Annotated in this window: 13 protein-coding genes; 7 read left to right on the forward strand and 6 right to left on the reverse strand. The window is 37.8% G+C overall.

Annotated features, from left to right (window positions below):
- The 6 genes from H344_RS0119060 (at position 1) to H344_RS0119085 (ending at position 4,951) form a co-directional block, all read left to right on the forward strand.
- Positions 1–756 (forward strand): Na(+)-translocating NADH-quinone reductase subunit C, encoded by a 756-nt coding sequence (locus H344_RS0119060; RefSeq protein WP_026811722.1) that lies wholly within the window; start codon positions 1–3, stop codon positions 754–756.
- Positions 757–759: 3 nt separating this feature from the next.
- The gene (locus H344_RS0119065; protein ID WP_026811723.1) at positions 760–1,407 is read left to right on the forward strand and encodes an NADH:ubiquinone reductase (Na(+)-transporting) subunit D; all 648 of its coding nucleotides are present in this window, start codon (positions 760–762) and stop codon (positions 1,405–1,407) included.
- Between the two features lie 24 nt (positions 1,408–1,431).
- Positions 1,432–2,172 (forward strand): NADH:ubiquinone reductase (Na(+)-transporting) subunit E, encoded by a 741-nt coding sequence (nqrE, locus tag H344_RS0119070; protein ID WP_026811724.1) that lies wholly within the window; start codon positions 1,432–1,434, stop codon positions 2,170–2,172.
- 2 nt (positions 2,173–2,174) lie between these two features.
- Positions 2,175–3,482 carry an NADH:ubiquinone reductase (Na(+)-transporting) subunit F gene (gene nqrF, locus H344_RS0119075; protein WP_026811725.1) on the forward strand — a complete coding sequence of 436 codons (1,308 nt, stop codon included), beginning with the start codon at positions 2,175–2,177 and terminating at the stop codon, positions 3,480–3,482.
- A gap of 100 nt (positions 3,483–3,582) precedes the next feature.
- Positions 3,583–3,942: a hypothetical protein gene (locus tag H344_RS0119080; protein WP_026811726.1), complete on the forward strand. Its 360-nt coding sequence runs from the start codon at positions 3,583–3,585 to the stop codon at positions 3,940–3,942.
- Positions 3,920–4,951, forward strand: coding sequence for an FAD:protein FMN transferase (locus H344_RS0119085; protein WP_026811727.1), 1,032 nt, complete (start codon positions 3,920–3,922; stop codon positions 4,949–4,951). The genes H344_RS0119080 and H344_RS0119085 overlap by 23 nt, the downstream gene beginning before the upstream one ends.
- Here the strand turns inward: H344_RS0119085 and H344_RS0119090 are convergent, their stop codons facing one another.
- From H344_RS0119090 to gpmI, 3 genes are all read right to left on the reverse strand, one after another.
- Positions 4,952–5,719, reverse strand: a complete 768-nt coding sequence (locus tag H344_RS0119090) for a class I SAM-dependent methyltransferase (RefSeq protein ID WP_026811728.1) — start codon at positions 5,717–5,719, stop codon at positions 4,952–4,954.
- Positions 5,720–5,898: 179 nt separating this feature from the next.
- Positions 5,899–6,717 carry a type I methionyl aminopeptidase gene (gene map / locus H344_RS0119095; RefSeq protein WP_026811729.1) on the reverse strand — a complete coding sequence of 273 codons (819 nt, stop codon included), beginning with the start codon at positions 6,715–6,717 and terminating at the stop codon, positions 5,899–5,901.
- 77 nt (positions 6,718–6,794) lie between these two features.
- Complete coding sequence (gene gpmI / locus H344_RS0119100) at positions 6,795–8,312, reverse strand: 2,3-bisphosphoglycerate-independent phosphoglycerate mutase (protein ID WP_026811730.1); 1,518 nt, start codon at positions 8,310–8,312, stop codon at positions 6,795–6,797.
- A 230-nt stretch (positions 8,313–8,542) separates the two neighbouring features.
- Between gpmI and H344_RS0119105 the strand changes: the two genes are divergently transcribed.
- Positions 8,543–8,938, forward strand: coding sequence for an ankyrin repeat domain-containing protein (locus tag H344_RS0119105; RefSeq protein WP_026811731.1), 396 nt, complete (start codon positions 8,543–8,545; stop codon positions 8,936–8,938).
- A 121-nt stretch (positions 8,939–9,059) separates the two neighbouring features.
- On the opposite strand, the gene H344_RS22390 is transcribed toward H344_RS0119105, so the two are convergent.
- The 3 genes from H344_RS22390 to H344_RS0119115 all read right to left on the reverse strand — a co-directional run bounded on the left by H344_RS22390 (position 9,060) and on the right by H344_RS0119115 (position 11,074).
- Positions 9,060–9,227 (reverse strand): DUF6747 family protein, encoded by a 168-nt coding sequence (locus H344_RS22390; protein WP_316929574.1) that lies wholly within the window; start codon positions 9,225–9,227, stop codon positions 9,060–9,062.
- Positions 9,228–9,358: 131 nt separating this feature from the next.
- Positions 9,359–10,123, reverse strand: a complete 765-nt coding sequence (locus H344_RS0119110) for a M48 family metalloprotease (protein WP_026811732.1) — start codon at positions 10,121–10,123, stop codon at positions 9,359–9,361.
- Positions 10,124–10,339: 216 nt separating this feature from the next.
- Positions 10,340–11,074, reverse strand: a complete 735-nt coding sequence (locus tag H344_RS0119115) for a M15 family metallopeptidase (RefSeq protein WP_026811733.1) — start codon at positions 11,072–11,074, stop codon at positions 10,340–10,342.
- Positions 11,075–11,254 lie beyond the last annotated feature (180 nt).

An 11,254-nucleotide genomic window follows, 5' to 3' on the forward strand; every position in this document is an offset into this window, starting at 1 on the left:
ATGGCAGTTAATACAGAGAAGAATAGTTATACGGTTATTTTTGCCACTGTTATGGTGGTTATCGTTGGATCGGTTTTAGCTTTTTTAGCTTCATCACTTAGTGGTAAGATCAGTGAAAACGAGAGATTGGAGAAACAACAGAACATTCTTTATGCCATGGGGGTAAATGAGAATGGTGATGATGAAGGTAGTGTAAACTTTATTTCTACCAGTGAAGTAGCAGCTGAGTTTGATAAGTACATTAAGGAGCAGTTGGTTATTCAAGGTGATGATATTACTAAGGATGATAAGGCTTACTTAATTGATCTTAAAAAAGAAGAATCTTTAGCGAAAGCAGGTGAGGTAAGAAGGTTACCTTTATTTGTTGGAGAAAAGGACGGTAAGGAATACTATATTATCCCGATGAGAGGTAAAGGACTTTGGGATGCTATTTGGGGATTTATGTCCTTAGATGCTAATATGGTAGTTCAAGGCGTTTTCTTTGATCACGCTGGTGAAACTCCTGGTCTTGGTGCTAATATTAATCAGCGTTATTTTATGGACGACTTTATAGGAGAGTCTGTACTAGACAATGGTAGATATGCAGGTATTGAGGTTGCTAAGGGGAATAATGATCCTACCAATGAGAGAAAAGATGATAATGCAGTAGATGCATTGGCTGGTTCTACGATCACTGGTAACGGAGTTACCGCAATGATCAGAGAGACTTTAAATTTATATAAACCCTATTTGGAAACCATAAGAGTTAAAAAATAAACTATGGCACTACTTTCAAAAAAAGATGCAAATCTAATATTAGATCCGCTATCGGATAACAACCCTATTACCATTCAGGTATTGGGTATATGTTCCGCTCTAGCAATTACAGCCGAATTAAAAGCGTCTATTGTGATGTCCGTTTCGGTACTGTTTGTAATGGGAATGGGGAACGTTGTAATTTCCTTGATGCGAAATATTATCCCATCAAAAATTAGAATTATTGTGCAATTGGTCGTTGTAGCGACTCTTGTGATTATAGTGGATCAGGTTTTAAAGGCGTTTGCCTATGAGCTTAGTAAGACCCTATCAGTTTTTGTGGGGTTAATTATTACCAACTGTATCATTATGGGACGTTTTGAGGCTTTTGCCTTGGCCAATGGAACTTGGAGATCTTTCCTAGATGGTATTGGAAATGCCGCGGGATATGGAATAATTCTAGTAATCATTGGTTTCTTTAGAGAGCTTTTAGGCTCTGGGACCTTGCTAGGTTATAAAGTCTTAGGAGATCCTATTGCAAAAACAGGACTATATGCAATAGGCTATGAGAACAACGGATTTATGTTGTTGTCACCAATGGCATTGATTGTGGTTGGACTCATTATTTGGGTACAGCGTTCTAGAAACAAAGACTTAATTGAAGAAAACTAGTAGTTACCAATATAATAGAATGTTATGTTAGAACATGTAGAGTTATTTTTTAAATCCATATTTATAGATAATATGGTATTTGCGACCTTCTTAGGAATGTGTTCCTATCTGGCGGTATCCAAAAGGGTAGCTACAGCAGTAGGTCTTGGAGCTGCGGTAATCTTCGTATTGGCCGTAACCGTTCCTCTTAACTGGTTGTTAGATCAGTATCTTCTTAGAGATGGAGCATTAGCATGGTTAGGACCAGAATACGCCGATTATAATCTTGGATTCTTATCCTTTATCTTGTTTATCGCTACTATCGCAACTATGGTGCAATTGGTAGAGATTGTAGTGGAGAAATTCTCTCCTGCATTATATAATTCCTTAGGGATATTCTTACCACTTATCGCGGTAAACTGTGCCATCTTAGGAGGATCATTATTTATGCAATCTAGAGATATTCAAACACTAGGATTGGCCTTTAATTATGGTCTTAGTTCTGGTATTGGTTGGTTCCTTGCTATCTTGGCAATTGCTGCTATTAGAGAGAAAATTAGATATTCTAATGTACCTGCACCTTTAAGAGGTCTTGGTATTACTTTCATTATAACCGGATTAATGGCTATTGGCTTTATGAGCTTTGGTGGTATGTTAACCGGTGGAGATGAAGCTGCACAGGAAGAAGTTCCTACTACCGCTCAAAAAGAGAAAGAGGATAAAATTTCGGAAGAGGCAAATGAAAACACCGTTTCCTTTAACAACGCTATAAAAAACAAAAACTAGAGATGATATTAGCTACAAGCACACTTGGAACTATACTGATAACAGTAATCGCGTTTTTAATACTGTTGTTATTGTTGGTGGCACTTTTGCTGTTCACCAAAGAAAAATTATCCCCATCCGGACCAGTAACTATTACTATTAATGGAGAAAGAAAGGTTGAAGTTGGATCTGGAGATACTTTATTAACAACCCTAGGAAATCAAAAGATTTTTCTTCCTTCTGCCTGTGGTGGAGGTGGTACTTGTATTCAGTGCGAATGCCACGTTCTTGAAGGTGGTGGAGAAGCTTTGCCTACAGAAACCCCACACTTCTCTAGAAGAGAATTGAGTGAAGGGATGCGTTTGGCTTGTCAGGTAAAGGTGAAGCAGGATATGGATATTACCATTCCTGAAGAAGTATTTGGTATTAAGAAATGGGAGGCTACTGTAGTAAGAAACTATAACGTGGCATCCTTTATTAAGGAATTTGTAGTAGAGATTCCTGAAGACATGGGCTATAAGGCTGGTGGTTATATTCAGATTGAGATTCCGCCATGTGAGGTTAAATATTCTGAAATGGATATTACTGCGCATCCAGAAGAGCACGAAACACCAGATAAGTTTCAGGCAGAATGGGATAAGTTTAATCTGTGGCCTTTGGTTATGAAGAATACAGAAACGGAAGAAAGAGCCTATTCAATGGCTTCTTACCCTGCTGAAGGAAGAGAGATTATGCTGAACGTTCGTATTGCTACTCCGCCATGGGATAGAAATAAAAACGGTTGGATGGATGTAAACCCAGGTATTGCATCGTCTTATATTTTTAACCTTAAGAAAGGTGATAAATGTATTATTTCCGGACCTTATGGTGAATTCTTTATCAACGAATCTGAGTCAGAAATGCTTTACGTTGGTGGAGGTGCAGGGATGGCTCCAATGAGATCGCATCTTTATCACCTATTCCATACCCTAAAAACCAATAGAAAGGTGACTTATTGGTATGGTGGTAGATCTAAGCGTGAGTTGTTCTATATAGATCACTTTAAAAAATTAGAGGAAGAATTCCCTAACTTTAAATTCTATATGGCTCTTTCAGAACCATTGGAAGAAGATAACTGGAAAGTAAAAGAGAATATAGATGCTCCTGGAGATGGGTTCGTAGGATTTATTCACAACTGTGTAATAGAAAACTACCTTAACCATCACGAAACTCCAGAAGATATTGAATTGTACTTCTGTGGACCTCCATTGATGAACAAGGCGGTACAGAAAATGGGAGAAGATTTTGGTATCCCAGATGAGCATATTAGATTCGATGATTTTGGTGGATAAGCCAAGGTTAATTTTAATCTAAATGAACTTATAGACCTGTCCTGTTTCTAAAACAAGACAGGTCTATTTTTTATAACCCATTTTATTTAAGGAATTAAAAATGAGTAAAGAACTTAGCAGTCAGGAATTGCATAATCTTGCGATGAATATTGTTGGAAAGGAGTTAGAGGCACAAGGGTACGAATTTATGGGGGTGAATAGTGAACCAAAGAAAAACCCTCAATTCGTATGTTTAAAAGATAAGAAACTACACTTTATAGTGGTTAGGAATGTTCCCCATCCCTTAGATCCTAAAGCCTATGATAAGGTGTTTATGCAGAAAATGAAGGATCATGCCGCTAAACATGAAGCCGATGCTTATTATGCGGGAGTTGGACTTTACAATGCTACAGACAGAAGCCTGCCTGTTTATTTAAATGAAGATTATATATTAGAATATGAAGGACTTATTAAAATTTAATTATTCGTGGCTTATTGCTGTTCCATTCCTTATTATCCTTGTGGGGTGCGGACAGAAAAATGGAGGGTTGGTAAAAAACGTATCCGTGGGAGAGGCCTTAGGGACCACTTATAGTCTTATCTATATAGCCGATGAGGAATTGGATTATCAGACGGAAATAGATTCGATCTTTAAGGTGATTAATCAATCCATGTCTACCTATATCCCCAGTTCGGATATCTCTAAGATTAACCGTGGTGATACTACTGTGGTAGTAGATCATATGTTTAGAGAAGTGTTTAACCTGTCTAGAGAGATATATAATGCCACTGAGGGCTATTTTGACCCTACTGTGGGGGCTTTGGTTAATGCGTGGGGCTTTGGTCCTGGAAAGGAGTTAGAAATGAATAGAGAGCGTGTAGATAGCCTTTTGCAATATGTTGGATTTAATAAAGTGAATTTAACTCCGGAGCATAAAATTACTAAAACCAATCCCAATATTTATTTCGATTTTAACGCTATTGCTAAAGGGTATTCTGTAGATAGAATAGCGGTGTTCTTAGATTCCAAAGGGATAGAAAACTATTTGCTAGAAGTTGGTGGGGAATTGGTGGCCAAAGGGGAAAATACAATTAAGAAAAAACAATGGGTAGTGGCTATAGACGATCCGCAAATGGGTTGGGAACGTACGTCTAAGCAAACCGTTAATTTGAAGGATAATGCCATGGCATCTTCTGGAAATTATAGGAAGTTTAAGATAGACCCAGAAACGGGGGATAAATATGTACACACCATTGATCCTTTAACCGGATTTACTAAAAACTCTAATATTTTAGCAGTTACTGTAGTTGCTAATGACTGTGCTACGGCAGATGCCTATGCTACCGCTTTTATGGCGATGGATTTGAAGCACTCCAAAGACATATTAAATTCCGACGAAGTCTTAGATGGGTATATTATTTATTTGGATGATGCCGGAGAAGTGGTAGAGTATATGACGGATGGCTTTAAAGCTATGTTGATAAAATAATTACTTGGTCACCAGTGGGATAATTTCCCCTGGGGCCAATCGGTATCTTTCTACTTCTTCGGGAGATAACTTAGTATTGGTGTAATCTACTTCGGTTACTTTAAAACCTATACTTCTTAGTTTGTCAAAATAATCTCTTCCATAAATACGAACATGGTCATACTGTCCAAATATTTTGGCTCGTTCTTTTCTATCTATAATGGTATTATCTTCAAAAGTTTCAGCTCTGTTTAAATCTTGTGGGATCTGAAAGATTCCCCATCCTCCAGGTTTTAAAATTCTATAAAGCTCTTTCATTGCCTGTGTATCGTCTTGGATATGTTCTAAAACGTGATTACAAAGGATTACATCATAGGTGTTATCCTGAAAAGGAAGATCGCATATGTCTGCTGTAATATCTGCTAAGGGAGAATCTAAATCGGTAGTGGTGTAATCTAAGTTTTCTAGTTTTCTAAAGCGTTTAAAAAATGCCTGTTCTGGGGCAAAGTGCAACACCTTTAATCGCTTGTCAAAAAAATCGGTTTCGTTTTTTAAATATAACCACAATAGTCGGTGTCGTTCTAAAGATAGGGTAGAAGGGGACAATACATTTTCTCTCGGACTCTCATATCCGTAGGGCAAAAACTTCCTAAAGGTTTTACCGTCTATGGGATCGGTGTACCTATTACCACGCATGGTCATTGCTAAGATGGGTCTGGCCACATAGCTTAAATTGATAAGTATTGGTCTAGGGACCGAGTTAAGGACTAGTTTGAATATTTTTTTCAATGCCATCGTATAAAGTTGGGGTAGCTATTGTGTGCCTAAGTTTATTTTCTTCCTGTTAGCTCAATATAGTTTGATGGATGGAACTATCCCTGAAGTGAATAAAAAGAGCAGCAAAATCAAAATCTATAGGATACAAAAACTCCTGTTTCAATTTTGAACAGGAGTTTTTAATATTCTTATTATAATACTAATGCCTTTTGGCGGAATTCGTCTTCTTCATCGCTAGTGATGCCCAAAGCTTCATAGATATAAGCAAAAGTAGAGAGGATCTCTGGTTTGCCATCTACAATAGCTACATTGTGTTCAAAATGGGCGCTAGGCTTACCATCACGTGTTAAGATAGTCCACCCGTCACTTAATTGCTTTATATGACGTGTTCCTAAGTTGGTCATAGGCTCTATAGCAACTACCATTCCTTCCGTAAATTTCTTTCCACGGCCTCGTTTCCCATAATTGGGCATTTCGGGGTCTTCGTGCATTTTACGGCCTATCCCATGACCTACTAATTCTCTTACTACTCCGTAACCTTGGTCTTCGGTAAATTTTTGAATGGCATATCCCACATCGCCAACGCGATTACCAATCTTAAACTCTCTAATTCCCACATAAAGAGATTCCTTGGTTACCTCTAATAGCTTTTTTACTTCTGGGGAAACTTCTCCCACTTCAAAAGTATAGGCATGGTCTCCGTAAAAATCATTTTTCAAAGCTCCACAGTCAATAGATATGATATCGCCTTCTTCAAGTGGAGTATCATTAGGGATACCGTGTACCACCTGAGCGTTTGGACTCATACATAGTGAATTGGGAAAATCATACAATCCAAGAAATCCTGGAATTGCTCCGTGATCGCGAATAAAGGTTTCTGCCAGCTTATCCAATTGTAGGGTAGTTACTCCAGGCTTCACTTCACTGGCCAACATTCCCAAGGTTTTACTAACGATTAATGCACTTTCGCGCATTAATTCTATCTCTTCCGGTGTTTTTGTTGTTATCATAGACTGCAAAGGTAAAACATTACTATTAGAACTGGAAGCCTAAAGAATTGTGGCTTCCAATTCTAATTTCATTTTTCTTACAATAAGCTCTTCCCTGTCATTGCCTTGGGTTGTGGTACCCCCAGAAGCGTAAGAATAGTAGGAGCAATATCGCCTAAAACTCCGTCTTGTATCGCTTTTAATTCCTTATCTACTAAGATTAGAGGAACAGGATTAGTAGTATGTGCTGTATTTGGACTACCATCTGGGTTTATCATAGTTTCACAATTCCCGTGATCTGCAATTACCAAAGTAGTGTACCCATTATTGAGTCCGGCAGTAATAACCGAATTAGCACAACTGTCTACTACCTCACAGGCTTTTATAGCGGCTTGCATATCTCCAGTATGGCCCACCATATCTGGGTTAGCAAAGTTTAGACATACAAAATCTACTTCCCCTTTATCTAGTTCAGGGATAATGGCATCCCTAATTTCGTATGCACTCATCTCTGGCTTTAAATCGTAAGTAGCTACTTTTGGTGATGGGCAAAGGATTCTCTCCTCTCCATCAAAAGGAACTTCCCTACCTCCATTAAAGAAGAAAGTAACGTGAGGGTATTTTTCGGTCTCCGCAATACGGATCTGCTTCTTATTAGCATTAGACAAGGTCTCGCCTAAAGTATCTTCTATATTGTCTTTGTCATAAATTACATTTACACCAACATAAGAGTCGTCGTAATTAGTCATAGTAACAAAGTAAAGGTCTAGTTTATGCATATTTTGCTCGTGCATGTCTACCTGACTCAATACCTGGGTAAGTTCTCTACCACGATCGGTTCTAAAGTTATAGAATATCACTACGTCTCCATCTTTAATAGTGGTAAGTGGATCGTTATTTTCATTAGTGATTACCAAAGGTTTTAAGAACTCATCAGTTACTCCTTCTTCATAGCTCTTTAAAACAGATGCTTCGATGTCTTTTGTTTTGGTTCCAGTACCATTAACCAACAGGTCGTAAGCCATTTTTAAGCGCTCCCATCTTTTATCACGATCCATAGCATAGTAACGTCCTATAACGCTTGCTAGTTTTACGTTTTTATCTGCACAGTATTCGTTAATATCATTTAGATAGCCCACCCCGCTATTAGGGTCTACATCTCTACCGTCTGTAAAGGCGTGAATATAACTGTTTTTAATACCGTAGCTTTCACAGGCATCGATAAGTCCTTTTAAGTGGGAAGTATGACTGTGTACTCCGCCATCACTCAACAGGCCTAAGAAATGAACTGTTTTATTTTGGTCTTTGGCATGTAATAATGCTTCTTTTAAAACAACCTCGTCCTTTAAAGTGTTTTGCTCTATAGCAAGATTAATTTTAGCAAGATCTTGATAAACGATCCTTCCAGCCCCTAAGTTCATATGGCCTACCTCACTATTTCCCATTTGTCCTTCTGGCAGCCCCACATTCATACCATCAGTCAATAAATTGGCGTTGGCATATTGGGTGTAAAGAGAGTCTATAAATGGAGTGTTGGCATTTTCAATTGCAGATACTTTAGGGTCGGGAGATTTTCCCCAACCATCCAAGATCATTAGGATTACTTTTTTGCTCATAATGTTATTATTATTCACGTCAAAAATAAAACTATTGCCCATGGAATGCTAGAATTTAGGCTAGTAATTTTAAAATTGACAGCTCCTTTTAAGAGAACTGATAGCGTACCACTCAACATCCCATTCCTGTTAATATTATAATATTTAAGTGCCATTACTGTAACAAAATAGCATTTGACGGGTCTACTATATACAATCAAAATCTATATTTTAATTAAATCTTATTCATCATGAGAAAAACAATCGTAATTGCTGCCATTGCATTTTTATGCATGTCGGCCGGCTTTAGTGCCAACAAACCAATGGACAAACACGAAAACTTTAGTGTGTTGTTATTAGAAACCCCGCGTGAACTAAGTTCTTTTTGCAAAGCCATTGTAGAAGGAGATGTTGCAACCGTAAAACGGTTTATAGATTTGGGAGAGGATGTAAATAAAAAATCCTTAGGGAAAACTCCGGCTATTTTTGCCGCCCGTTATAACAAGGCCGAAATATTATCGCTCTTAATAAAAAATGGGGCAGACCTAACGGTAAGGTGCGATAATGGCTATACTGCAAAAAGGCATGCAGAATTTTCTAATGCTACAGATGCTTTAGCGGTTATTAATGCTCATTTAAGGAAATAACGTAGTGGTATTGCTTTTAAAAAAAGAACCTGTCGGATTATCCGATAGGTTCTTTTTTTATACTCATGTGGTTGTTCTCTGCTATAGTGTTCAGTTTGGGTAAGGGTGAAATTCTTTTTTTCTAAAAATCGAATCCTGTAAAAATCCTGAACAAAAAAGCATAAAGTGCTAATGATAGCATAACGAGACAGAAAACGGAATACAGTTTTAAAAGAAATACTGCAAACTCCGGCTTACAATTCTCAAATGCATTTAAATAAAGATGTTTAAAATGTAATAGTGTTCCCATATAGTCTTGTTTAGATTAATAATAATCCAAGCTATAAGGGGTTAAACGAACGAGGTATTAAAGATTGGGAATCGCTGTAAGATACGAAATTAATTGCAGATCAGGGGGTTGTACGTTGTTTATATTTTATTTTAGAATTGGTTTTCGTATTTTTTTATAGCGCTTTTAATTTGCTCTATCCTATTGTCTGGATCGGGATGGGTGCTTTTAAATTCGGGTACTCGGTTGGGGCCTGCAGCCTCCTTTAAGATTTCCATTACTCTTATCATTTCAAGGGGATCATAACCAGAACGAAGCATAAATAATACCCCTAAATCATCACTTTCTAATTCGTCTTCCCTACCATTTGTCAATAGGGTGTTCTGACCAATACTGCCTACAATATCTCCAGCATCGGCTCCTACGGAAGCTCCCATAGAAACGGTTTTCCAGAAATTTCCTTCGGCAATTCTTTCGGCGGAATGTCTCCCAATTACATGACCTATTTCGTGTCCTAAAACGCCCGCCAATTGGGCTTCGTTTAATTTGGAAAATAGGGCATAGGTAATAAAAACCTGACCTCCAGGAAGGGCAAAAGCATTTATCGTTTGGTCATCTGCTAGTAGGTGGAACTCATACTTATAAGGGGTTTCCTTAGCAATGCTGTTGTTTACTAATTTGTTTCCTACCTGGTCTACTATGGCCTGATAGTTATCATTAGGATAGAGTCCGCCATACTGCTGAGCTATTTGTGGAGCGCTCTGCAAGCCAATAGCAATTTCCTGATCTGTACTCATACTAATATTCTGTACCCTGCCGGTATAGGGATTCTCTTCCTTATTAGTGCAGCGTTGTATATAGGCGAAAGCCACAATGGCCAAGCCAATAAAAATCCGGATTTTCCAATTTCGCCTCATAATGGTCTGCCTTTTTATTAAGAGAAAACTGTTCTATTTATAACCTTGTTTCGTAGCTCAACATTTCTATTACACATCTGCATGCCTCTTAGTTTATACTCATTTCTTTTGATATAGAAATGGTGGTCTAGCTTCCATTGGTGTTGTGTAAAACCGCTAATTAAGGTTGCTATTAAAATAGGTCACTGGTACTAGAACAATTTACGAAAAAAAAGGTTACAATAATTCGGGATTTATATCTAAAATATTGTTTTGTATATACCCTTTTAGAAATCCTGCAGTGAAATGCTCTTTTCCTATAATGTCTTGTTGCATAATCAGTTTAGCGATATTCTTTCTCCGGTATGCTTTTAACATAGGCCTAGAAATTGGGGCATAGCTATAGTGCCATGGTTCGTATTTAAAGCCTTTCCTTTTAGGGTTGTCGGTATATACCAAGTAAAAGTCGAATTTATTGGCGTTTTCGTCCATCCATTGTTTAAAAAGTTCAAAGGGGCCTCCTGCCTCAAATTTAGCCGTCTCTAAGACCCCACCAGTGGTTTTTGGATAACCGTCAATAATATCTACATCGGTTCCCCAATGGTGTCTGCTGGTTCCGGGAATGGTAGAATATTCTATAATTTTTTCTATGGCTGCCATGTTAGACATGCCCCTCTCATTAGTGTTTTGTAAGTATTTGCGCTCCCATATTGTATCTTGTCTAAAGTAACTACGGTAACTAGAAACCACCTTTAAATCTACCCCGTCACTATAGGCTGCTTTTCTCATTTCTACAAAGGCGTCATGGGCTTCTTTTTTCATGTTGATATCCTTCCCATATAACTTGATATCTTTTTTCCCCATTAATTCATCTAAGGAATATTCCGAGTCTTGGGCTAAGGTAATGCCAGGCATTAGTGATAAGGCTAATCCGGTATATCCGCTTTTTTTTATAAAAGATCTTCTTTGCATAGGACGCTACTTGTTTAAAGGTTGAATTATGATATGTGTGCTTACTAAATCTAAAAAACACAGCTATACGGTGTGTTTGGAAGGATAAATATACACTTCCTTACCTATAAACGAAAAGAGAGGGAGAAAGTTATGTCTCTATAGGAAAATTTGGAGATGAGTTAATTTGGAGATGAGTTA

This window comes from Arenibacter latericius DSM 15913 (genome assembly GCF_000424985.1).
GTDB classification, from domain to species: domain Bacteria; phylum Bacteroidota; class Bacteroidia; order Flavobacteriales; family Flavobacteriaceae; genus Arenibacter; species Arenibacter latericius.

Bases quoted from the DNA above. Each gene is read 5' to 3' on its own strand.
- H344_RS0119080 (WP_026811726.1), top strand. From the start codon at position 3,583: ATGAGTAAAGAACTTAGCAGTCAGGAATTGCATAATCTTGCGATGAAT.
- H344_RS0119060 (WP_026811722.1), top strand. From the start codon at position 1: ATGGCAGTTAATACAGAGAAGAATAGTTATACGGTTATTTTTGCCACT.
- map (WP_026811729.1), bottom strand. From the start codon at position 6,717: ATGATAACAACAAAAACACCGGAAGAGATAGAATTAATGCGCGAAAGT.
- nqrF (WP_026811725.1), top strand. From the start codon at position 2,175: ATGATATTAGCTACAAGCACACTTGGAACTATACTGATAACAGTAATC.
- nqrE (WP_026811724.1), top strand. From the start codon at position 1,432: ATGTTAGAACATGTAGAGTTATTTTTTAAATCCATATTTATAGATAAT.
- H344_RS0119065 (WP_026811723.1), top strand. From the start codon at position 760: ATGGCACTACTTTCAAAAAAAGATGCAAATCTAATATTAGATCCGCTA.
- H344_RS22390 (WP_316929574.1), bottom strand. From the start codon at position 9,227: ATGGGAACACTATTACATTTTAAACATCTTTATTTAAATGCATTTGAG.
- H344_RS0119115 (WP_026811733.1), bottom strand. From the start codon at position 11,074: ATGCAAAGAAGATCTTTTATAAAAAAAAGCGGATATACCGGATTAGCC.
- H344_RS0119085 (WP_026811727.1), top strand. From the start codon at position 3,920: ATGAAGGACTTATTAAAATTTAATTATTCGTGGCTTATTGCTGTTCCA.
- gpmI (WP_026811730.1), bottom strand. From the start codon at position 8,312: ATGAGCAAAAAAGTAATCCTAATGATCTTGGATGGTTGGGGAAAATCT.
- H344_RS0119110 (WP_026811732.1), bottom strand. From the start codon at position 10,123: ATGAGGCGAAATTGGAAAATCCGGATTTTTATTGGCTTGGCCATTGTG.
- H344_RS0119105 (WP_026811731.1), top strand. From the start codon at position 8,543: ATGAGAAAAACAATCGTAATTGCTGCCATTGCATTTTTATGCATGTCG.